This window comes from Paucibacter sp. KCTC 42545, assembly GCF_001477625.1.
In the GTDB taxonomy this organism is placed as follows: domain Bacteria; phylum Pseudomonadota; class Gammaproteobacteria; order Burkholderiales; family Burkholderiaceae_C; genus Paucibacter_A.
In genome coordinates this window covers 3,929,242-3,951,660 of sequence record NZ_CP013692.1, presented here as the reverse complement: position 1 = coordinate 3,951,660, position 22,419 = coordinate 3,929,242, and the positions used below count along the sequence as shown (strand labels likewise).

Sequence of the window (22,419 nt, the reverse complement as noted above, 5' to 3'; positions counted from 1 at the left end):
AGCCCATCAGAAGGGATAAGCCGGCGAGCTGGCGTCGATGTCCATCCACTTGCCGGTGCTGGGCTGGTTGTACTTGCCCGCAGGGATGGCGTAGTACTGCAGCGGCGCCACCGGCAGGCCCAGGTCGGCCACCGAGCCCAGGGCGGTGGCGCTGAGCGGCATGCCGTACATGGCAAAGAACTTGCGCAGGTCGCGGCCGATGATCTTGGAGCTCAGCACATAGAGCAGCTCGTGGTTGCTGATCTTGTTGTCGGCATAGCGGCCCATGGCGTAGCGGCCTTTGTTGGCCGGATCCCAGGCCTTGTCCACCAGGCGGTCGCCCTTGGTCAGCAGGGTCAGGAACTCCAGGGTGCGGTCGGTGTCGGGCTGCGCCAGGCCACTGCGGTACTGGGTGTAGAGGAAGGCGAGCTGGAAATGCACGCCGCGCATCAGGTCTTGGGAGCTCTTGCTCCACAGGCGCACCATCATCTCGGCTTCGCGCTGGGCATCGCTGCCGCCGGTGGCGCGGTTGGCCAGGATGGCGGCGTACAGGCCGGGGTAGTCCAGGGTGTGGCCGCCCAGGTCGGTACCCAGCACGCGGGTGCCGCGCAGCATGGTGGCGCTGGCCAGGATGTTGTTGTCACACTCGACCACGCAGCCATTGCTGCCGTCGGGGGTGATGTGCATCACCCGCTGCACCGTGTTGTGGCCCAGTTCATGGGCCCAGCCCCAGCCGACGTCGACGCCAGCAAAGCCGTCTGACGGGTTGCCGGAGCAGAGATAGCCGCAGGTGGCAATCCAGCCGACGAAATGCTGCACGCCCGGGGCGCGGTGCTGGGCGCCGTCGCAGGTCCAGCCGAATTGGCTGCACAGGGCTTGCACGCCGCTGGCCATGGGCATATTGCTGTAGCCGTTGGCGATGTGATTGCTATCGAACAGAACGCCCTTGAGCTGATCGACCACATAGGCCTTGGGATCTTTGTTGCCGATCACCGATTGCGCGTACTTGATGGTCTGCTGGATCTCGCCACCGACAAACTTATTGGTCTGCCAGCCAAAGTCAGCGCGCTTGAGGGCGGCCACGGCGTCGGCAATGTCGGCATCGCTCATGCTGCCGCGGCTGAAGTCGAAGTGCGCGTATTTGGCGCTGCCCTTGATGCGCAGCTTGACCACGCTGCCCGGCGTGGCGCCGCTATAGCTCAGCATCAAGGGGCCGCCGAAGGGGCTGACGAAGTCCAGGCTGCTGCCGACTGCCGGCAAGGGCAGGTTGAAGGAATGCGGCCGGCGCGGGCGCGGGTAGTTCTTGTCGCTGAGCGGATTGCCCCAGGCACGCAGATAGCTGGTTTGCAGGCCCAGCTTGGCGCCGGCGGCATCCATCACCTGCACCTGCAGGCCTTTGGCGGGGACGGCGCCGCGGCCAATCAGGGTGTTGCCGCTGCCTTGTGCAATCGTCACCTCGATGTCTTCCCAGTCGCTGGCTACGGGCAGGGCTTGGGCGGCGGCGGGCATGTAGTCGCCCTGGCCGGCGGTGGCGGTGGTGGTAGTGCTGCGGTTGTAGACCACCCAGGAGTCCGAGGCGTAGGTGCGCAAGAAGGTGGCCGGTGCGGCCGCTTTGTCGATGCTGCCGTAAGTGATGCTGGGGCGCAGCAGGTCGGCGTAGAGGGTCAGCAAGCCATACAGCTCCAAGCCTGGGGTCTGGAACACATTGACGCCGCGCGACTGGTAGCTGGCTAACTCGTTATGCACCCGGGTGATGGCATCGGTGGGGGCGGTGTTGGCGCTGAAGTCTAGTTGCAGCCCGTCATTGCCCAGCATGGCCAGGGTGTCGCTCAGGGCCTGCAGGGAGCTGGCATTGGCCAAGCTCTGCGCCGCTGTTCGGCCCGCGCCCACCGCCACCCCGGCGCCGGGTGCAAAGTAGTTGCCGGGGTAGCCACCCATCTCCATCTTCATCGCTGCCAGCACCGCGCGGCCGGGGTCTGAATTGATCCAGTTCGGGTGCATATAAATCACCGGCTTGCCGGCGGCCAGATAGCTGGCCACGCGGGCTTGCAAGCGCCCGTCATCGGCCACGCCGGCGCCGAAAACCAGCAGGTCGGCGGCTTGCCAGCAGCTGTTGTCGGTGGCAATAGCGCAGGCCGTGTCTTGCGCGGTCTTCCCCAGGCGGGTGATGAAGGACTTGACCGTGCTGCTGTTGTAGCCGGCCACCGCGTACTTCAGGGTGGCGGGCAGGCTGCCCTCGGCCGCGCCGGTGAGGGTCCAGGTGAAGGCGCGGGTGAACAAGGGCAGGTGTTGCTGTTCACGCGTGGTGCCCGCCATCCAGGCCAGCACATCGGCGCCATAAGCCATGGCGCGACCTGGGCCGACCTCGACCAGCGCAGCCATGCCGCTGCCGTTGTCCGAGACGATGTAGGGCATGGCCTCGACCCGGCTGATGGGGCTGATGGTGATGCTGTCGCTGCTGTGGTTGAGCGTGAGATCCAGGGCCTTGCCGCCGGCGCTGTACAGGCTGCCTAGCACTTCGGCTGGGCGCGCGGTCAGGCGTTGGCTGATGGCGCTGGCCTGCGCCAGCAGGGTGGCGCGGTGCTCGCTTTGTAGCCCGGCCGCGCTGCCATCCTTGAGGGCTTGGGCCACTCGGGCCTCGGCGCTTGTTGGTGCGGGGGGAGTTGGGCTTGTTGGTGTGCCGCTGCCGGAACCGCTGTCCGTGGTGCTGCCACCGCCGCTGCCACCGCAGGCCGCGAGCAGCAGCGCTGCAGCCAGGGCCGCGAGGCCTCCCGTCGTCTTTTTGATCTTCAACATTACGCCTGTTCCAAGGAATCTCACCCGGGGAAGCGGGTGAGCGGCCTGCTGCGCACCAGGCCGGAAGCGGGCTGGATTTTGGCGGGCCGGGAATTCTGGCGTGGCGGATGTTGGCGCTTGCTAGCCGTGCCTGCGGCCTCGCGGCTCAAGCGTGCGGTATTTCATGGAAGGCGCAAATTTTGCAGGCGACCGTACCCCTTAAATGAGGGGGTGCCGCCAAGTGGTCTGAAATCAGGCTTGCGGCTTGGCGCCGTCGGCCTGCGCCTGTTCCTCTTCTTGGTCCTTCTGCGCCTGCGCTGCCTCCATGGCGCTGCGCCATACGCGGGCCGGCACAAAAGTGCGTAGCTGTTCCATGCCGCGTTCGACCAGCTTGGGGTGCAGGGCATGGCCGACCTCGGGCAGCACATCGGCCGTCACGTCCGCGCCCAGGGCCACCAGGCTGCGGGCCATGGCCACCACCGGCTGATAAGGCACCAATTCATCCGCCAGGCCGTGCAGCAAATGCAGGCTGACTTCCTGGGGCGCATGCTGCGGCGCGCGGGCATGGCCGCCCGAGAAGGCCAGAACCCGGCCGGCCAGTTGGTCTTGCGCCTGCACCGCTTCCAGCGCCATGGTGGCGCCCTGCGAGAAACCGGCCAGGGCCACCCGCTCCCAGCTCAGTTCGAAATGCTGGCCCCAGGCCTGGATGCGTTGCACCAGCGCCGGCAGGGCGGCGTCCAGGCGCTGCAGCAGCGTGTCGGCATCCAGCCCTTGCACATCGAACCAGGCCTGGCCGCCATCGGCCAAGGCCTCGGGGCCGTTCAGCGACACCAGCGCGGCCTGCGGATACTGCTCCCGCAAGGCCTCGCGCAGCGGCGCCATGCTGGCCGCATCGCCACCCACGCCGTGCAACAGCACAAAGCACAGATCAACGGCGCCGCTGGCCGGCAGATGGACGATGGCCGGCGGGGTTGGCGTGGCGTTGGCGGGGGGATCAATACTCATGGTGAAGGCTTTTCTGGGGGAGTCAGGAGCCGAATTGTCGCTCCGCTATGCTGCACAGCCCTGGAGGAGAAAAACGCATGGACTTGAACGTCAATGGTCAGCCGCATACCTTGCCCGAGCACGCCCGTGATCCGGCCATGCCGCTGCTCTGGGCCTTGCGCGATGGGCTCAACCTCACCGGCACCAAGTTCGGCTGCGGTATCGCGGCTTGCGGCGCCTGCACCGTGCATGTGGATGGCGTGGCCACGCGATCTTGCGTGACGCCGCTGGCCTCGGTGCAAGGCAAAGCCATCACCACCATCGAAGCCCTGGGCAGCGAGGCCCAGCCCCATGCCTTGCAACTGGCCTGGTTGGCCGAGCAAGTGCCGCAATGCGGCTATTGCCAGAGCGGCATGTTGATGGCCGCCGCCGCCTTGCTGGCCAAGAATCGCCGGCCCAGCGATGCGGATATCGATGCCGCCATCAGCAATCTCTGTCGCTGCGGCACTTATCCCCGTGTGCGCGCCGCCATTCACCAAGCTGCCGAAAAACTGGCCGGAGGCAAGAAGTGAAGCGCCGCACCCTTTTGATCAGCGGCCTCAGCGGCGCGGCAGCCTTGCTGGTGGGCTGGGGCGCCATGCCACCGCGCAGCCGCCTGGGCAATGCCAACACGCTGGCCGGCGTGGCGGGCGGCATCGGTTTGAATGGCTGGATCAAGATCGCCGCCAATGGCGATGTCTTGCTGGCCATGCACCGCAGCGAAATGGGCCAGGGCGTGCACACTGCCCTGGCGCAGCTGGTAGCTCAGGAGCTGAGCCTACCCTTGGCACGGGTGAGTTTGATTGCGGCCGGCCATGAGTCGCTGTACGGGAATGTGAGCATGTTGGTCGACAGCCTGCCCCTGAGTGCCCGCAGCACCGAGCCGGGCCAGCAGAGCCGGCCGGTGCGCCTGGCGCAGTGGAGCATGGCCAAGCTGGCGCGCGAGCTGGGCATCAACGCGACGGGCGGCAGCTCCAGCGTGGCCGATGCCTGGGAGCCCTTGCGCTGGGCTGCGGCCACGGCGCGCCAGCAATTGCTGGGCGCGGCCTCGTTGCGCTGGAAGCTGCCTTTGGCCGAATTGCAGCTGAAAGATGGCCTGATCAGTCACCCCTCGGGGCCGCAAGCCGGCTTTGCCGAACTGGCCAAGGAGGCCGCGGCCACGCCGCCCGGCGAGGTCAAGCTCAGCGAGCCGGCGCAGTGGCGCATGATCGGCCAGGCCGCGCCGCGCCTGGACCTGCCGGCCAAGGTCAATGGCAGCGCGCAATTCGGCATCGATGTGCGCCAGCCCGGCCAGGTTTTTGCCGCCGTGATGCATGCGCCCATGCTGGGCGGCGCGCCCGGCGCCATTCCCGTCAATGCTTTGCTGCAGCAGCCCGGCGTGCTGCGCGTGGTGCAGCTGGGGCCTATCGCCGGTGGGCAGGCGGGGGTGGCTGTGGTGGCGCACAACAGTTGGCAGGCTTTGCGCGCCTTGCAAGCCGTTGAGATGAACTGGCAGCAGCGCCCGGCCGGTGCCTTGAACTCCGCTGCCATTGCGGCCTCGCTGGCAGCCGAAGCCCGCAATGCCTTCAGCCAAGGCTTTGTGTTTAGCGCGCAGGGCGACGCCGCACAGGCCCTGGCCGCCGCGCCAAAGAAGATTGAAGCCCTGTACGAAGCGCCCTATCTGGCCCACGCCACCATGGAGCCGATGAACTGCACCGCGCAGGTGCGGGACGGCAAGGTCGAAATCTGGGTCGGCACCCAGGTGCCAGGTCTTGCCCGAGCCTTGGCGGCGCGGGTGGCCGGTGTGCCGGAGGAGGCCGTCACCGTGCATGTGCAATACCTGGGCGGCGGCTTCGGGCGCCGGCTGGATGTGGACCATGTGGGCCAGGCCGTGCGCGTGGCCATGGACATGGGCGGCCTGCCGGTGCAGCTGTTGTGGTCGCGTGAGGAGGACATGCGGCATGACTTCTACCGCCCCGCCGCGGCCGCTTTCATGCAGGCAGCCCTGGCGGAGGACGGCAAGCCGCTGGCTTTGGGCCTGGGCAGCGCCGGCGACGCGATCACGCCGCGCTGGATGGAGCGTGTCTTGCCCGCGCTGAGCGGCCCCATCGACCCGCCCGACAAAACCGCCAGCGAAGGCTTGTTCGATCAGCCCTACGCCGTGCCGCACCAGCGCATCGCCCATCTCGCCACCCACAGCGGCGTGCCCATCGGCATGTGGCGGGCGGTGGGGCATTCGCATAACGCCTTCTTCACTGAGAGCTTTGTGGATGAGCTGGCCCACGCCGCCGGGGCTGACCCGCTGGCTTACCGGCTGAGCCTGCTGGGCGATCTGCCGCGCCACGCCGCCGTGCTCAGCAAGGCGGCGGAGTTGGCCGGCTGGGGTCAGGCCTTGCCCGCAGGGCGGGCGCGTGGCCTGGCCTTGCACAAGAGTTTTGGCAGCATCGTGGCCCAGGTCGTGGAGGTTTCGCTGCAAGGCGGCAAGCCGCGCGTTCACCGGGTGGTGTGCGCGATGGACTGCGGGGTGGTGGTCAACCCTGCGATCGTGACAAGGCAGATCGAGAGCGCGGTGATTTTCGGCCTGACGGCGGCGCTGTATGGCCGCATCGATATTCAGGACGGCGTGGTGCAGCAGACCAGCTTCACCGACTACCCGCTGCTGAGCCTGGCGCAAACGCCGCAGATCGACACCCATCTGATGCCCAGCACCCTGCCGCCCACCGGCGTGGGCGAACCCGGCTTGCCGCCGGTGGCGCCGGCGCTGGCGAATGCCTTGTTTGCATTGACCGGTCAGCGCTTGCGGCGCCTGCCTTTGACCTTGTTAGAAAAATGAATGCATTGACCCCCGAAGCCATTGTTCAAGCACAGCTGGACGCCTACAACGCCAAGGACATCGAGCGCCTGCTGAGCATCTATGCCGACGACGCGCAGCATTTCGACCAAGTCAGCGGCGCACTGCTGGCCCAAGGCTCGGCTCAGCTGCGTGAGCGCTTTGCGCTGCGTTTTGCTGACCCGCTGCTGCACGCCACGCTGCTGAACCGCATCTGCGCGGGCGAGATCGTCATCGACCATGAACGCATCCGCCGCACCTTCCCCGAGGGCCCGGGCAGCATGGAGTTGGTGGCCTGTTATCAGGTGCAAGCGGGTCGAATTCCGCGGGCCTGGTTTGTGTTTGGCGCCATCACGCTGGACTGATTGAGATCAGCGCGGCGGCCGCGCTTGACAGCGCCCGCCGCCATGGCCAAGCTGGCGGGAAAGGGAGAGCAAGCGAATGGATTGGTTCTATATGGGCATGCGTGACACCCACGCTGCACTGGCTTGGTTCAGCATGACGCTGTTCATGGTGCGCGGCCTGGCCGTGCAGTTCGGTGCCGAGTGGCCGCTGGATAGCCGATGGAGCGTCTTGGTCTTCGGTGCCGATACCTTGATGACCGTCTCGGGCCTGAGCCTCTGGGCCTTGCTGTATTTCTCGCCGTTCCGGGATGCCTGGCTAGCGCTCAAGCTGCTGTCGCTGGTGGGCTACACCGTCTGCGCCTACCTGGCCATGGGCCGGGGCGAGTTCCGCAGCCTGGCCTATCTGGGCGCGCTGCTGATGCTGGCCTACATGATGGGCTTGTCTTACACCCGCGAGCCCTTGCTGGGCCTGTAAAGGGCGGGGTCCTGCAGAGCCGCGCTGAGGCGGTTTCGGCACGCAAGGCGTGAACAAGGGACAATCCAGCGCTTTGCCAATTCCGAAACGCCCTGCCTCGTCGGGGTGCGATGCCCATGCTCACAGATCTGATTGCCGCCTCTCCCGATGACGCTTCGGCGATTCTTGTCACCCAAGGTCATGCCAATGTCTGGTCGACACTGGAGTTGCCTGCCATCACGCCCGCCCAATGGGCCAGCCTGCGATTTGTGCTGATGCGCCAGCCCGCCGAGGTGCGCGCGCTGGCCGACTACCTGAAGGGTTTTGAGCGCCTGGGCGCTTCGCCCGACAGCGTGGAGGGCGACCCCTGGCTGGTGGCTTTGCCGGAAGACTTGGGCCTGCTGATGGCCCAGATGTCGCTCGAAGAGATTGCCGAGCACGCCAGCAACTGGCAGGCGCTGGAAACCTCGCGCGGCCAGCCTGTGCTGGCGCTGGACTTGGAGGCTTTGCTGGCCGAGCTGGCCGCCTTCGCGGCCTCGGCCCTGGCACAGGGGCAGCGCTTGCTGCTGTGGATCTGCCCCTGAGCCTAGGCGCTCACTGCGGGACCGCCGGGTGAATTCTGCCGCCGCAGCGAAGCTCAGTGCAGCTTGAAGACGCTGACAACTTCCACCATGCGTGCGGCCTGGCCGTTGAGGCTCTCGGCCGCGGCAGCGGCTTCTTCGACCAGCGCCGCGTTTTGCTGCGTCACATGGTCGAGCTGGGTGATGGCCTGATTGATCTGGCTGATGCCGCTGGTCTGCTCATGCGCTGAGCTGCTGATCTCGCTGATCAGGGTCGCCACATGCTTGACCTGGCTGACGATATCGCCCATCGACTCACCGGCCGCGCCGACCAGGCGGCTGCCGACTTCGACCCGCTCGACGCTGGCGCCGATCAAGGTCTTGATCTCGCGCGCGGCTTCGGCCGAGCGGCCGGCCAGGCTGCGCACCTCGCTCGCAACGACGGCGAATCCGCGTCCTTGCTCACCGGCACGCGCCGCTTCAACGGCGGCATTCAGCGCCAGGATATTGGTCTGAAAAGCGATGCCGTCGATGACGCCGATGATGTCGGAGATCTTCTTCGACGAGGCGCTGATTTCCTGCATCGTCGCCACCACCTGGCCCACCACCTCACCGCCCTTGACGGCTGCGGTGCTGGCGGAACTGGCCATGCCATTGGCTTGACGCGCGGTTTCGGCATTGTTCTTGACCGTGGCGCTGAGCTGCTCGACCGAGGCCGCGGTTTCTTCCAGATTGCTGGCCTGGCTTTCGGTGCGTTGCGATAGATCGGCATTGCCCGCGGCAATCTCGTTCGCCCCGGTGGAAATATTCTCTGCGCCGCTGCGCACTTCGCTGACCATGCGGGCCAGGCCGTCGCGCATCTCCAGCAGGCCGCTCAGCAGTTGGGCGGCTTCGTCCTTGCCGCTGATCTCAATCGGGCTGACCAGGTCGCCATTGGCGACCCGTGCGGTCGCCGCCAAGGCGGTTTGCAACGGCTGGGTGATGCTGACAGTCAAGCGCCAGGCCATCAGCGCGGCCATGGCCAGCACCAGGGCGCCGGCCATGCTGATCACGCCAACGGTGGTGCTGTTGCGCGCATTGGCCTGTTCGGTGGCTTGGTCGCCGTGTTGCTTTTGAATGGCGATGAAGGCCATCAGCTCCGCCACGGCCTTGTTGAGCAGGGGGTCTATCTTGCTGGTGATGACCTTGGCGGCTTGCTCGGTATTGAACTGAGCGGCGAGGTCGACGGCGTCTTTGAACTGCGCGTCCATCTGGCTATCAATATCGGCCAGGCGGGCGAAGATGGCTTTCTCTTCCGCGCCCAGATCGGTGGTTTCCAATTTGGCTTTGGCGGCGAGGTAAGTGGCGCGCTGCTTCTTCGCCTCGGCCTCGTCTTTTTGCACCCCGCTGACTTCCGTCTGCAGGCCCATATTGCGCACCGCCACGGCGCTGCTGAGCAGGGCGTTGTGCATTTGGACCGCCATGTCCTGCTGGGCGGCGGAGCGCTGCAAGGTGTCGAGCAAGGCCGCCCGGCTGCTGCCGTTGCTCAGCAAGGCGCCCACCAGCATGGCAATAGCGGCCAACAAAATGGCGCCAAAGCCGAGGCCAAGGCGCGGTCCGATTTTCATATCGCGTAAATTCATCAGCGGGCTCCGGCAGTGGCGGAATTCAAATGGAAACGCTGCGGGCTTTGAGGGGCGGCAGCGGGGCTGCGCTCAGCAGGGTTTGCGGAGCGCGCGTCAAAGCGGGACTCTCTCAGTTCTTGTAGATGCCGCAGCCAATCAAGGTGTCGCCGAGACGCTCGACGTAGACCACTTTGGGCTCCAGCTTCTGGCTGACCGGGTTGCGGAATTTGAATTCCTCGGTCCAGCCCTTGCCCTTGCCTTTGGCCACCTCGAAGAGCAGAGGCAAGACCAGCTTGCCGTCGGGATCCTTCAGCCCGCTGAGGTCCTTGCCCACCAGCTTGGCATTGGCGCCATGGGCCAGGTTCTTGCCCGTCATGTCGTAGACGAAGACGTAGAGGTCACGGTCCTTGAAGGACGTGCCATTGGTGAATTCTTCGTAGGCCTTGTCCGCGCCGTTGGCCTTGATCAGGGCCACGGCCTTCTTGACCATGGCCTCAGCTTCGGCGGCGCTACCGCGCTCGGCAGCTGGCGCGGCAAGGGCCGCGCCGCTCATCAAGAGTGCCGTCAGGCCGGCACTCATCAGGCGCTTCAGGATTGCAATCGTGTTCATGGCTTGTCTCCGAACAATGCTTTGGTTGGGGTTCTCCGCCCTTGCACCGCTCTTCGGCGGGCTTCTGAAGGCGTATGCAGCTTGTGTCAGCAGCGGCGCCGGCTTCACGGCGCCACGATGCGCGGGGCTCAGTTCTTGTAGATGCCGCAGCCGACCAGGGTGTCGCCGACGCGTTCGAGATACATGGCCTTGCCTTCAATCTTTTGCGACACCGGGTTGAGGAATTTGTAGCCCTCCACCCAACCCTTGCCCTTGGTCTTGGCCAGGTCGATGAACATCTGGATCAGCGGCTTGCCGTCCGGATCCTTCAGGCCGATCAAGTCTTTGCCGACCAGCTTGGGATTGGCGCCTTGGGCCAGGTTCTTGCCGTTCAGGTCGTAGACGATGATGTAGAGGTCGCGGTCCTTGAAGGACTTGCCGTTGGTGAATTCCTCGTAGGCTTTTTCTGCGCCATTGGTTTTGATATAGGCCACGGCCTTCTTCACCATGGCTTCGGCTTCGGCCGCAGTGCCTTGGTCGGCCGCCTGCGCGGCACCTGCCATCACCAGACCTGCCAGCATCAATTGCAGAGTTTTCTTGAACGCGCTGAAGAATGTCATCGGTGTCTCCTGTTTGAGTTTGAGCGCCAGGTGGAGCGGGCTTCAGACAGCCGGCGGCAACTTTCGTCATCAGCCATGCCGACATCGGCCCGGCGTGCTCGGCCGGCGCAATTGATAGTAGGCCGATTGGCGCGCCGGGGCATGCCGTACATCAATATTTGATGCAGCAGTTCACGCCGTCGGCGCTTTGCATCTCACCTGTCACCGAGCCATCTTCGGCCGAGTTCGTCGCGCTCAAGCTGGCCTGTTGGCCCTGAAGTGGGCCTATTTCTCCGGCTCAGGCCGCTGCCTTTGTGCCAAGGCGCTGGCGTTTGGCCGCCGCGCCTTGGCCAAAGAAGGGCGCAAGGGCGGGGTCGGGGCGGCAATCAAAAGGGCAGGCACCAATCTGCAGTGAGGCAGCTGGCGCCCTGCATGCAGGCTTCAGCGACGCGTCTGGTCGTTGTCCCGGTGCCCGATCAGTCGCACCAGGGTGGCGCGCAGCTTCGGGGCATCAATCGGCTTGGTGAGGAACTCGTTCATGCCGGCGGCCAGGGCTTCGTCGCGCTCGGATACCAGGGCGGCAGCCGTCAGGGCGACGATGGGCAGTTCCTCGGCATTGAAGCGTTTGCGCAACTCGCGGGTGGCTTCGTGGCCGCTCATCACCGGCATTTGCACGTCCATCAAGATGGCGTCAAAAGGCTTGCCCATGCTGGCGGCGGCGTGCACCGCCTCTACCGCCTGGCTGCCGTCATTGGCTTGCGAGACTTCCAGCCCCCACTGCTGCAGCTGGGCCACGGCAATCATCATATTGACCGGGTGGTCTTCCACCATCAGCACGCGCAGGCCTTGCAGGTCGCGGTTGTCGGTGGCCTCGCGTGGGCGGCTGCTGATGGGCGTGGCGGCGGCCGGCAGCGGCAGCTCGGCCCAGAAGGTGGAGCCCTGGCCGGGCTGGCTTTGCAAGCCCACTTCGCCGCCCATCAAGGTGGCCAGTTCGCGGCAGATCGACAGGCCCAAGCCGGTCCCGCCAAAACGCCGGGTGGTGGACTCGTCCGCCTGCGTGAAGGGTTGGAACAGATGCTCGAACAGTTCCGGCGCAATGCCGGGGCCGGTGTCGGTGACCTCGATGCGGATGCGCTCGTTGGCCTTGGCGCGTACCTGCACCGAAATCGAGCCGCTGGCCGTGAACTTGAGCGCATTGCCCAGGTAGTTGCTGAGGATTTGGCGGATGCGGGTTTGGTCGCCCATCACCCAGGCGGGCACGGCGGGTTCGATATGGATGTCGAAGCTCAGGCCGCGCGCATGTGCCAGCGTCAGATAGGCCATGCGCATGGTGGCCAGCATTTCGCGCAGGCCAAAAGGCGCAGCTTCCAGCGTGAGCCGGCCGGCTTCGATCTTGGAGAGGTCAAGGATGTCGGAGATCAGGCCCGACAGGCTTTCGGCGCTGTCCAGCATTTGGTCGAGGTATTCGCGCCGGGTGGGCTCGGCCAGATCGGGCTTTTGCAGCATGCGCGCCAAGCCCAGCAGGCCGTTCAGCGGCGTGCGCAACTCGTGGCTGGTATTGGCCAGGAAAGCGCTCTTGGCCCGGTTGGCAGCCTGGGCATCGTCCTTGGCCTGGGCCAGCGCGGCCTCGACGCGGCGGCGCTCGGTGACGTCTTCCATGATCCAGATGGTGCCGCCACGGCTGGGGTGGGTGGGATCCACGGCCTTGACCAGCAGCCGGCACAAAAAGGTGCTGCCGTCGCGGCGCCGCATCGGCCGCTCCACCTCGACCTGCTCGCCTTGCGCCAGGCGCGGGCCGATTTCTTGGCCGATGGCGGCGTGGTCAGCGTCGCTGGGCCAGACCTCCCGGCTGTGCTGGCCGACCATGCCGCCTTGGGGCCAGCCGAACATGTTTTCGACCCAGCGATTGGCTTGCACGAAGTGCTGGTCGCGGGTCAGGGCGATGCCGATGGAGGCGTTTTCCAGAATCGCCTGATGGACCAGGCGCGAGCGTTCGGTGTCGGTGACGTCGCGGGCGTTGATGACCAGGTAATGCTCGCCGTCCATCTCGAAGGGTGCGGCCGACATGACCATGGAGATGGGCTCGCCAGCCTTGTTGCGGAAGGTCACCGGGTGCTCGGAGACGCGGCCGTGGGCACGGATCGCTTCCAGCACGCGTTCGCGCTCTTGCATGTCAAACCAGACATTGATCTCCTCGGCGGTGCGGCCCAGTACTTCCTCGATGGCGTGCCCCGACAAGCGCTCAAAGGTCTTGTTGACCATGGCGTAGCGGCCGGTGGCCAGCTCGGTCAGGGTGATCACATCGGGGCTGGTGGCCACCAAGTGCGAGAGCAAGGCTTCGGAGCGGCGCAGCGCTTCCTGGGCGCGCGACTGCTCGGTCTGGTCAATGAAAAAGCTCAGCGTGGCCGGGCCGTTGACGGCCTCCACCCGCACGCTGGTGGCGCTGACCAGGCGACGCCGGCGTGACAGGGTGCGCAGGCGGAACTCAGCCATGGGCAGCATGGCGCCGACGGCCATGCCTTCCATTTTGGCGGCGCGTTGGCGGGCGCGTTCGTCGTCGCCCGGCTCGTAATGCGAGTACAAGTCCTGGCCCACCATGGAGCTGCGCTGGGTGTAGCCGAACATGGCCATGGCGGCGGGGTTGGCGTCGATGACACGGCCCCAGCGGTGCAAGACTAGCGGCGAGGGCGAGCGGCGGAACAGCTCGCGGTAACGGGTCTCGGTGGCCTGGATGGCTTGCTCGGCATTGACCTCGTCGGTGACGTCGCGGCCCACGCCCCAGTAGCCACGGAAATTGCCTTGCGCATCGAAGCGCGGCTCGCCGCTGATCGACACGTAGCGCGGCTCGCCGTCTAGGCCTAAGCGCCTGGCCACCACGCCGTGGAAGGGGCGGTGTGATTCCAGATCGGCGCGGTGCGCATCGATGTCATCTTCTTGCGCAGCCAGCTCGCCCAGTTCCCAGGGGGTTTTGCCCAGGCGGGCTTGCAGATCCAGGCCGGAGCGGCCGGGCTTTTCTTCGGCCAGATGGGTGAAGCGGAACTCGCGGTCCATCTCCCAGTACCAATCGGCCGCCATGCTGAGCAGGCCGCGAAAGCGCGCGCTGCGCTCCATCGCTTCGCGCGAGCCGCGCTCGACAATGCGCAAAAGACCCACGCCGATCAGCAAGCCGGTGAGCAGATTGATCAACTGAGCAGCGGCGCGCACGCCCAGGGTGTGGTTGGCGGATTGGCTGGTGACCCAGCCCAGGGCCTCGGCCCAGCTCAAGCCGGCCAGAGACAGCCCCGCCAGCAGCGCCAGGCCCAAGCCGGCGCGCAGGCCCAGCATGCCGGTGGCCATGGCGATCAAGAGGCCCGTGATGGCCAGGGTGATGGAATGGGTGCCGAGGTCGCGTGATACCGAGATGCTGACGGTCACCAACAAGATGCCGGCCATCAACAGCACCATGGCTTGGCGCCCGTAGCGGCGCGGCATGCGCCAGTAGCACAGGGCACAACCCAGGGCCAGGGTGCCAGCCAAGGCGGGCGGCAACCAGCCGCCCAGATGTTCATTTGGCGAGCGACTGAGCAGCAACATCACGGTGCTGAGGCTCAGGATCAGCGAGCCGACGCTCAGAAACAGCCGGATCGAGCGCCAGCGCACGCCATGCTCAAGGCGCGCTTGTTGATCCGCCGGTGTCAGGTCTTGCCCGACCAGGCTGCTCAAATCATCCTGGGAATCTGCTCTACTCACTCCGCCCTCGTCGACTGAATCGCCCGATAGTGAGCGGCTTCCTGGTTCATTGAGCGATCAATGAGCCCGTCCGGGGCGGAGTTTCCCCTGACTTAGGCCGGCGCGACCATTGGTAGAGCACCTGAAATCGGGGGTAATTCAGCAATCGCTAGGGATTTGCGCATTAGTTCTCACCCGTCTGAGGGGATGCCCCAGGGTCAGGACGGGCGCGGCGTTTGGACTGGCCGCGCCGTGGCATGCCGTGGCTTTGGCTCGCTCAGGCGCGACGAGCCTGGTTCAGCAACTCGCGGGTGTCCAGCGCAACGCGGCGGGCGGCGGCGGCAAAGTCATTGCCGCTGCTGGCGTAAAGCACCGCGCGGGAGGAGCTGACTATCACCGGCCCACCTTGGCCTTGTTGCCCGCCCACACCGGCGCGCCAGCCGGCCTTGACCGTGGCGGAGGCATCGCCGCCTTGCGCGCCCACGCCCGGGATCAGCAGCGGCAGGGTGGGGGCGAGTTCACGCACCCGGGCAATCTCGGCCGGGAAAGTGGCGCCCACCACCAGGCCGAGCTGGCCGTTCTTGTTCCAGTCGGTCTGGGCCAGGCGGGCCAGGTGTTCGTAGAGCTTGGGCGTGCCGGGCACATCGGCCAGGCGCTGGTTCTGCCAGTCGCTGCCGCCGGGGTTGGAGGTGCGGCACAGCAAGATGGCGCCCTTGTCGGGGTAGCGCAGATAGGGCTCGATCGAGTCAAAACCCATGAAGGGCGAGAGCGTCACCGCGTCGGCCTGATAGCGCTCAAACGCTTCCTTGGCGTATTGCTCGGCGGTTGAGCCGATGTCGCCGCGCTTGGCATCCAGAATCACCGGCACGCTGGGGGCCACGCGCTTGATGTGGGCCATCAGGCGTTCCAGCTGATCTTCAGCGCGGTGGGCGGCGAAGTAGGCGATTTGCGGCTTGAAGGCCAGTGCCAGATCCTTGGTGGCGTCAACGATGGCGGCGCAGAAGTCGTAGATGCGGCCGGCGTCGCCCTTCCAGGCGCCGGGGAACTTGGCGGGTTCGGGGTCCAGGCCCACGCACAGCAGCGAGTCGTTGAGAGTTTCGGCCTGGTGGAGTTGCTGGATGAAATTCATGGGCGATGATGGGCACAGTTGAAGTGCCATATTGTCCGGGTTTTTGCAGGGGAGATGCTTTTTCGATGCTGGTATTGACGAGCGAACGCCTGCGCCTGCGCTGGTTTGAGAGCAGTGATGCCCCCTATGTGCTGGAGCAGTTGCTGGAGCCCTCATGGATCAAGAACATCCGCGACCCCGGTGTGCACGACCTGGCTGCTGCGCAAAGCTGGATGGAAGAAAAGCTCTTTGCCGGCTACTGGGCCAGCGGCCTGGGGCTGTGGGCGGTGGAGCGCGCCAGCGACGGCCAGGTGCTGGGCATGTGCGGCTTGTTGCAGCGCGACTACCTGCCCGCGCCCGACATCGGCTATGCCTTCTTGCCGCGCTTTTGGGGCCAGGGCTATGCGCGTGAGGCGGCCGCGGCCTGCCTGGCTTATGCGCAGGAAGTGCTGGCGCAGCAGCGCCTATTCGCCAGCACCGCGCTGGACAACGCGCCCTCGCAAAAAGTGCTGCAAAGCATAGGCTTTCGCCATCAGGAGGATGTGGCCCTGGATGGCAATGCGGGCTTGAGCCGGCTCTTCATCTGGGAGGATGGCAGCGAAGCGTGCCGCCCAGACATCCACTCAGAAGGCAACGGCGACGCCCAGATCCAGGCCCTGCTGCAGCGCTTCAGCAGCGCATTCAACAATGGCCAGGGCCGCGTTCCCCAGGTCTCGGCTTTGCCGTTTTGGATGCTGGGCCGGGCCGCCATCAGCCTGGGTGATGCGGATGCCTCGGGCTGCCTCAGCCTGCGCGAATTCATGCGCCAGAGGGCAGAGCTATTGGGGCCGGGCGGGCGCTGGACCGAGGTCGAGCAGCGCGTCAACAGCCTGCGCCTGGAGCGCCATGGCCAGATCGCCCATGCCTGGTTGAGCGTGCAGATGAGCGGGCGCGACGCCGGCCAAGCCTTTGAGCGCGAGAGCTTGCAGTCCATTCAATTGCTGCGCCAGGGCAAGGCATGGAAGATTGCTGCGCTGGCCTGCACGGGCGGCCGCTGAAGCAGGCTCGGGCAGGCACAATAGTTGACAGGTTTTGATAGGGCACAAGTGATGAATACGGAAGAAACAGCAGCCGCACGCATCTTGCTGGTGGAGGACGATGAACGTCTGGCCCAACTGGTGGCCGAGGCCTTGCGCAAAAGCGGCTATGCCGTGACGCACTGCGTCAACGGGCTGGACGGCGAGGCCATGATGCGTGCCGAGGCTTTTGACGTGGTCTTGCTGGACGGCCATCTGCCGGGCAAAGACGGCTTCGATGTGCTGCGCGACACGCGCGCCCAGTTCGCCGGCCGCATCGTCATGCTGACCGCGCGCGATGACGATATCGACCAGGTGCTGGGCCTGGAAGGTGGTGCGGACGACTACATCACCAAGCCCGTGGCGCCGCGTGTGCTGCTGGCCCGCATCAAGGCCTTGCTGCGCCGCGACGCGCCCAGCGCGTCCGCTGCTGACACGGACGAGCTGCGTTTTGGCGCGCTAGTGATCAAACCCTCGGCCCGCGATGTGCGCGTGGCCGGCGCGCCGGTGGAGCTGACCACGGCCGAGTACGACCTGCTGCTCTTCCTGGCCGAACGCGCCGGCAGCACCGTGACCCGCGAAGACATCATGCAAGGCCTGCGTGGTATCGAGTTTGATGGCCTGGACCGCGCCATCGACGCCCGCGTCTCGCGCCTGCGCAAGAAAATCGGCGACGACGCGCAAGCCGCCGAGCGCATCAAGACCGTGCGAGGGCAAGGTTATCTTTTCGCCAAGGATTGAGGCTGCGGCCATGCCCATGAAGATGCGCTCCCCCATGACCCGGGTCGCGCTGGGTTTGGGCCTGGCCGCGCTGGCGCTGGTCTGGTTGATTCAGGGCTTGATGAGCTTGGCTGTCAACGGCGTCACCGACAACTATGTGCGCCGCTTCATGCGCGGCACGGTGGACATCCTGGTGGCTGAGCTGGGGCCTTTGTCGGCCGAGCAGCGCCAGACCCGGGTGCAGGTGCTGGATGACCAGTTCTCTTACCCGGTGACCATCGTCTCGGGTTCCGAGTTGAATGCGGCCAACCGCGCCGCCCTGGCGCGGGGCGAGTTGGTGGTGTTGGGCTTCAATCGCCGCATCTACGCCGCCCTACCGAACACCGCCAGCAGCAAGTCGCCGGATGACTTTCAGGTGCTGCGGCTCGGGCCGCTGAATGTGGAGGCGCGGGCCAACGAGACTATCGTCAGCCTGCCGCGCGAGGTCTGGATGCAGTTGCTGGCGGGCTTGGGCCTGGCGCTGGCGGTGTTTGCGCTGGCGGCCTGGCTTCTGCGCCCGATCTGGCGCGATATACGGCGCCTGCAAATGGCGGCCGACGCCATGACCGAGGGCCGCTTTGAGCTGGCAATTGCCGAGCCCGAGAGCCGCTTGTTTGCCCCAATAGCCGCGGGCGCGCGCGCTACGCTGGAGCGTTTGGCTGCGGCCCTGGCGACCCAGCGTGAGCTGACCGGCGCGGTTTCCCACGAGCTGCGCACCCCGCTGGCGCGCCTGCGCTTCGCCATCGACGCCTTGGTCGAGGAAGAAGACATGGGCAAGCGCGAGCTGGCCGTGCAAGCCTGCGAGCGCGATCTGGACGAGCTCGACACCTTGATCGATGCCAGCCTCACCATCGCCCGCCTGGACATGGGCGCCTTGCAGCTCAGCTGCGAGCCAGGCGACCTGCAGGCCTTGCTGAGCCATGAGGCCGCCAGCCTGGTGCCGCTGCTCGAAGGCAAGCAGCTCAGCACCAATCTGCGTCTGGACCGCCCGGTGCGTTTCGACGCGCGCCTGCTGCCCTATGCATTGCGCAACGCACTGCGCAACGCGGCGCGCCACGGCCGGGCGCGCATCGCGCTGTCTGCCTGGGTGGAGGACGGGCAGGTCTTTCTGGTGGTGGAAGACGATGGTGAGGGCGTGCCCGAGAACATGCGCGAGGCCGTGTTCGTGCCCTTCAAACGGCTGGACCGCGAGAAAGAGCGCGGCAGCCGCGGCTTCGGCCTGGGCCTGGCCATCGTGCGCCGGGTGGCCGAGGTGCATGGCGGTAAGGCCCGCATGGGCGCATCGCCACTGCTGGGCGGGGCGCGTTTGCAAATGAGTTGGCCCTTGGTCCCGCCGCCCGAACCCGAAGTTTTGTTGGATCCCGACTCAGCCTGAGTCCGTGTGAGCGTCCCTGCCAAGGAGACTGATCATGATGCGACGACGCGATGCCCTTCTGGGCCTGAGCAGCCTGCCGATGGCGGCTTGGGCACAGCCAGCGCCTCAGATACCTGAGCTGCTGTGGTTCATCTTTCTGGAGCGCGGCCGGCCGACGCCGGACGACAAGGCCGCCGTGGCCGCCATGCAGCGCGGCCATATCGACAATTTCAAGCGTCTCTTCGGCCTGGGCCTGCTCTTGGCCGCCGGCCCGCTGCGCGACCCGAGCGGGCTCAAGCGCGGCATTGTGCTCGTCCGCGCGGCCAGCCGGGAGCAGTTGCAAAGCTACTTCGAGCCGGACGAATATGTGCGCGAGGGCTATATGACCGTCAATGCCACGCCCTGCGGCGCAAGGCGCGGTTTGAACACCGAGGGCATTGACCCGAATGGCATTGAGGAGTCGCGCATTGTGCTGCTGGGGCGCCGCAGTCAGGCCGCAGCCTCTTCCACAACGTTGGCCGACAAGCTGGAAGCCTTGCTCAAGGCTGAGCTGATCGGCGCCTGGTACCGCCTGAGTGAAGGCCCCATTGCAGAGATCTTGTTTGCCCGCAGCGGCAATAGTGACGCCGTTCAAGCCGCGCTGGCCGAGGATCCCGGCGTGGCGGACGGCTCGGTCAGCCTGGCCATGTGGCCGCAGTGGCTGGGCAAGGGTGTGTTGCGCTGAGGCTGCCCATCATTTGAGGACTGACCGGCGCCCTTGCTTAGCAAGTTCGATCGGTCTGTCACGCACAATTCAATCAGTTGGTGACAGCCTTGCCGCTTGTATCGCGGCAAGTCCTTCGTCAGCCGAGCCAAGCCTTCCGGCTTGGCTGTGCAGACTCAGAGCTACTCACTCACGCGCTTTACTCGTTCGATCGGTCTGTCACTCAAGACATCTAATCAGTTGGTGACAGAGCTCCTCACTTGCTTCGCAAGTTCGATCGGTCTGTCACTCAAATCATTAGATTTTCTTCGCCAACTCCGCAGCCTTGCCGGTGTAGCTGCCCGGTGTCATGGCCAGCAGACGGGTTTTCTCGGCTTCGGGCAATTCCAGGCCGGTGATGAATTCGCGGATGGATTCGGCGGTGATGCTCTTGCCGCGGGTCAGCTCTTTCAGACGCTCGTAGGGGTTGGGCAAGGCGTAACGGCGCATCACGGTCTGGATCGGCTCGGCCAGCACTTCCCAGGCGCTGTCCAGGTCTTCGGCCAGACCGGCTTCGTTGACTTCCAGCTTGTCCAGACCCTTCAACAGGCTCTCGTAACCCAGCACCGCGTATCCCAGGGCCACGCCCATATTGCGCAGCACGGTGGAGTCGGTCAGGTCACGCTGCCAGCGGCTGATCGGCAGCTTTTGGCTCAGATGGGTCAGCAAGGCATTGGCCAGGCCGAAGTTGCCTTCGGCGTTTTCGAAGTCAATCGGGTTGACCTTGTGCGGCATGGTCGAAGAACCGATTTCACCGGCCTTGGTGCGCTGCTTGAAATAGCCCAGCGAGACATAACCCCAAACATCGCGTGACCAGTCGATCAGGATGGTGTTGACGCGGGTGACGGCGTCGAACAGCTCGGCCATATAGTCATGCGGCTCGATCTGGATGGTGTAGGGGTTGAAGGTTAGGCCAAGCTGCTGCTCGATCACGCGCTGGCTGAAAGCCTCCCAGTCGTATTCGGGCCAGGCGCTCAGGTGTGCGTTGTAGTTGCCGACAGCGCCGTTCATCTTGGCCAGCAGCTTCACATCATGGATGCGTGCGCGGGCATTGCGCAGGCGCGCCACCACGTTGGCGATTTCCTTGCCCACGGTGGTCGGGCTGGCGGTCTGGCCGTGGGTGCGGCTGAGCATGGGCACGGCGGCCAGGGTGTGGGCCATTTCGGCCAGCTTGGTGGTGATGCGGTCCAGCGTGGGCAGCAGCACCTCGGCGCGCGCGGCCTTGAGCATCAGGCCGTGGCTGGTGTTGTTGATGTCTTCGCTGGTGCAGGCAAAGTGCACGAACTCACCAGCGGCCTTCAACTCGGGCGAGGCGTCGAAGCGGGCCTTGAGCCAGTATTCAACGGCTTTGACGTCGTGGTTGGTGGTCTTCTCGATGTCTTTGATGGCCAGGGCATCGGCCTCGGAGAAGCGCGTCACCAGGCCGCGCAGTAGGCCGCGGGCGGCTTCGCTGAGCGGCTTGAACTCGGCAAAACCGGCGTCTGACAGGGCGATGAACCATTCCACCTCGACCTGCACGCGGCGGTGCATCAGGCCGTATTCCGACAGCAGCGGGCGCAGGGCGGCCACGCGGGAGGCGTAGCGGCCATCCAGGGGCGATAGGGCGCTGATCGAGAAGGAGGCGGCGGCATTGTTCATGGCGGTGTGCGGCGCAAGGCCACTGAGCTGGGGTGAGGGGATGCGAAGCCGGCGGCGGCGCCGTAGCGTGGCGGCGGCTTCGGAAAAACCCGCGGATTTTAACTGTGTGAGCGAATTGGCCTGAAGCTTAGCCCGGGTCGGAGCCCGCTGACAGGGGCGCGATTGCTAGGAAGGCCGGGCGTGGCCGGCTTCTTGATTCACGGCGATGCCGGTGATCCGGCCTGGCGCCGCTATTTGCAGCGTTTCCGGCGCGGCATTTTCTTCGTGCATGCTCGATTGGAGCGTCGATTTTTTTTACATCTGCTCAGGCTGGAGCGGGCTAGCCTGTGGCTTGTCGCCAATAAGTCATTGATTTGTAAAGTTAATGACACGCAAATCAGATGCCGGGCACGGATTGTGCAATTTGGTCGGCGCCATCAATTTTCGATGGTGATTGCTTCATGGAGGTCTGTATGAACAACATGTTGACGAAAGTACTCGCGGGACTAGGAGTCGCCGCGGGATTGATGGGTAGCGCTCATGCTGCCATCGTGACACAGTGGCAAGCCACTACCGCCGGTACATGGTTGCCGGGCAGCTATGCCGCTGGCGTGACTGCAAGCTTGGCTGATACCAAGCTGAGTTGGGGTACCGATATTGGCAATGGCCAAAGCTCCTTGACGATTGGCAATCCCGCAGCCAATCAAGTGGTGAATACTTATATTGGTGGCGGGCTACCACCACCGGTATTCACGGTGCCAGGTTCTACCGTCACGCACAGGAATTTTCCGATCACCAATTCGCCCATGACGGGCGCCACCATCCGCGACACACTGAGTTTGACGGCACTGAACCCCGCCGGCCCCGGCCCTGGCGCGCTGCCGCCCATCAATTTCGACATCGCTTTCGTCGAGACTCCGAACTCGGGCACCTGCGCCGCGACCAGCCCACCCGGCAATCCCTGCAATGACATCTTTGTCCTGAAGGGCGGCTTTTTAAATCAGTCCTTCAGCTATGACAGCCAAACCTACTTCGTCAATATCTTCCCAACGTCGGGCGGGGTGCTGAGCGTTCTGCAAGATACCGCCTGTGCCGCGGCCGGACAGGCCAATGGCTGCATTGGCTTTACAACACCCGAAGGTCAAGAGACCACGCTGGCATTCGGCTACACCGTCTCTACCGAAGAGTTGCGGGTTCCTGAGCCTAGTTCCTTTGCTTTGATCGGGTTGGCACTCCTCTGTGCGGGCGGCGTCGGTCGTCGGCTGCGCCAAAGCTGATCGAATTTGATCAGTGTTCGGTTTGCGTCGGCACCACGGACGCAAACCGGGCTTGGTAATTTG

General features: G+C 65.2%; 19 protein-coding genes. 11 read left to right on the top strand and 8 right to left on the bottom strand.

Going from position 1 to position 22,419, the window contains the following annotated elements; all coding sequences use genetic code 11:
* Nucleotides 1–6: 6 nt before the first annotated feature.
* Nucleotides 7–2,775, bottom strand: coding sequence for an ImpA family metalloprotease (locus AT984_RS16965; protein ID WP_058721115.1), 2,769 nt, complete (start codon nt 2,773–2,775; stop codon nt 7–9).
* A 231-nt stretch (nt 2,776–3,006) separates the two neighbouring features.
* A complete protein-coding gene (ypfH, locus tag AT984_RS16960) occupies nt 3,007–3,759 on the bottom strand; it encodes an esterase (RefSeq protein WP_058721114.1) in 753 nt (250 codons plus the stop codon).
* Nucleotides 3,760–3,836: 77 nt separating this feature from the next.
* On the opposite strand from ypfH, the gene AT984_RS16955 reads away from it, so the two are divergent.
* From AT984_RS16955 to AT984_RS16935, 5 genes are all read left to right on the top strand, one after another.
* A complete protein-coding gene (locus AT984_RS16955) occupies nt 3,837–4,310 on the top strand; it encodes a (2Fe-2S)-binding protein (protein ID WP_058721113.1) in 474 nt (157 codons plus the stop codon).
* Nucleotides 4,307–6,589, top strand: a complete 2,283-nt coding sequence (locus AT984_RS16950; RefSeq protein WP_058721112.1) for a xanthine dehydrogenase family protein molybdopterin-binding subunit — start codon at nt 4,307–4,309, stop codon at nt 6,587–6,589. The genes AT984_RS16955 and AT984_RS16950 overlap by 4 nt, the downstream gene beginning before the upstream one ends.
* The gene (locus tag AT984_RS16945) at nt 6,586–6,951 is read left to right on the top strand and encodes a nuclear transport factor 2 family protein (protein WP_058721111.1); all 366 of its coding nucleotides are present in this window, start codon (nt 6,586–6,588) and stop codon (nt 6,949–6,951) included. Before AT984_RS16950 ends, AT984_RS16945 begins: the two co-directional genes overlap by 4 nt.
* A 76-nt stretch (nt 6,952–7,027) precedes the next feature.
* Nucleotides 7,028–7,405 (top strand): SirB2 family protein, encoded by a 378-nt coding sequence (locus AT984_RS16940; protein WP_058721110.1) that lies wholly within the window; start codon nt 7,028–7,030, stop codon nt 7,403–7,405.
* A gap of 116 nt (nt 7,406–7,521) precedes the next feature.
* Nucleotides 7,522–7,968 carry a hypothetical protein gene (locus AT984_RS16935; protein ID WP_156422074.1) on the top strand — a complete coding sequence of 149 codons (447 nt, stop codon included), beginning with the start codon at nt 7,522–7,524 and terminating at the stop codon, nt 7,966–7,968.
* A gap of 53 nt (nt 7,969–8,021) precedes the next feature.
* On the opposite strand, the gene AT984_RS16930 is transcribed toward AT984_RS16935, so the two are convergent.
* From AT984_RS16930 to pyrF, 5 genes are all read right to left on the bottom strand, one after another.
* Nucleotides 8,022–9,566: a methyl-accepting chemotaxis protein gene (locus AT984_RS16930; RefSeq protein WP_058721108.1), complete on the bottom strand. Its 1,545-nt coding sequence runs from the start codon at nt 9,564–9,566 to the stop codon at nt 8,022–8,024.
* A 112-nt stretch (nt 9,567–9,678) separates the two neighbouring features.
* Nucleotides 9,679–10,158 carry a cache domain-containing protein gene (locus tag AT984_RS16925; RefSeq protein WP_231741447.1) on the bottom strand — a complete coding sequence of 160 codons (480 nt, stop codon included), beginning with the start codon at nt 10,156–10,158 and terminating at the stop codon, nt 9,679–9,681.
* 128 nt (nt 10,159–10,286) lie between these two features.
* Nucleotides 10,287–10,757: a cache domain-containing protein gene (locus AT984_RS16920; RefSeq protein WP_082680119.1), complete on the bottom strand. Its 471-nt coding sequence runs from the start codon at nt 10,755–10,757 to the stop codon at nt 10,287–10,289.
* 420 nt (nt 10,758–11,177) lie between these two features.
* Nucleotides 11,178–14,465 (bottom strand): PAS domain-containing hybrid sensor histidine kinase/response regulator, encoded by a 3,288-nt coding sequence (locus AT984_RS16910; RefSeq protein WP_156422073.1) that lies wholly within the window; start codon nt 14,463–14,465, stop codon nt 11,178–11,180.
* Nucleotides 14,466–14,721: 256 nt separating this feature from the next.
* Entirely contained in the window at nt 14,722–15,573 is an 852-nt protein-coding gene (gene pyrF, locus AT984_RS16905; RefSeq protein WP_058721105.1) for an orotidine-5'-phosphate decarboxylase, read from the bottom strand.
* A gap of 65 nt (nt 15,574–15,638) precedes the next feature.
* Between pyrF and AT984_RS16900 the strand changes: the two genes are divergently transcribed.
* From AT984_RS16900 to AT984_RS16885, 4 genes are read left to right on the top strand one after another with little or no spacing between them, the layout of a single operon-like run.
* Entirely contained in the window at nt 15,639–16,589 is a 951-nt protein-coding gene (locus AT984_RS16900) for a GNAT family N-acetyltransferase (protein WP_058721104.1), read from the top strand.
* A gap of 51 nt (nt 16,590–16,640) precedes the next feature.
* Nucleotides 16,641–17,348 (top strand): response regulator transcription factor, encoded by a 708-nt coding sequence (locus tag AT984_RS16895; RefSeq protein ID WP_058721103.1) that lies wholly within the window; start codon nt 16,641–16,643, stop codon nt 17,346–17,348.
* Between the two features lie 10 nt (nt 17,349–17,358).
* On the top strand, nt 17,359–18,741 hold the full coding sequence (locus tag AT984_RS16890) for an ATP-binding protein (protein ID WP_082680117.1): 1,383 nt from the start codon (nt 17,359–17,361) through the stop codon (nt 18,739–18,741).
* 34 nt (nt 18,742–18,775) lie between these two features.
* Complete coding sequence (locus AT984_RS16885) at nt 18,776–19,444, top strand: hypothetical protein (RefSeq protein ID WP_058721101.1); 669 nt, start codon at nt 18,776–18,778, stop codon at nt 19,442–19,444.
* A 276-nt stretch (nt 19,445–19,720) separates the two neighbouring features.
* On the opposite strand, the gene purB is transcribed toward AT984_RS16885, so the two are convergent.
* On the bottom strand, nt 19,721–21,100 hold the full coding sequence (purB, locus tag AT984_RS16880; protein WP_058721100.1) for an adenylosuccinate lyase: 1,380 nt from the start codon (nt 21,098–21,100) through the stop codon (nt 19,721–19,723).
* 180 nt (nt 21,101–21,280) lie between these two features.
* On the opposite strand from purB, the gene AT984_RS23290 reads away from it, so the two are divergent.
* Both AT984_RS23290 and AT984_RS16875 read left to right on the top strand, forming a co-directional pair.
* On the top strand, nt 21,281–21,556 hold the full coding sequence (locus AT984_RS23290; protein WP_197418146.1) for a hypothetical protein: 276 nt from the start codon (nt 21,281–21,283) through the stop codon (nt 21,554–21,556).
* Nucleotides 21,553–22,356 carry a THxN family PEP-CTERM protein gene (locus AT984_RS16875; RefSeq protein ID WP_197418144.1) on the top strand — a complete coding sequence of 268 codons (804 nt, stop codon included), beginning with the start codon at nt 21,553–21,555 and terminating at the stop codon, nt 22,354–22,356. Before AT984_RS23290 ends, AT984_RS16875 begins: the two co-directional genes overlap by 4 nt.
* Nucleotides 22,357–22,419 lie beyond the last annotated feature (63 nt).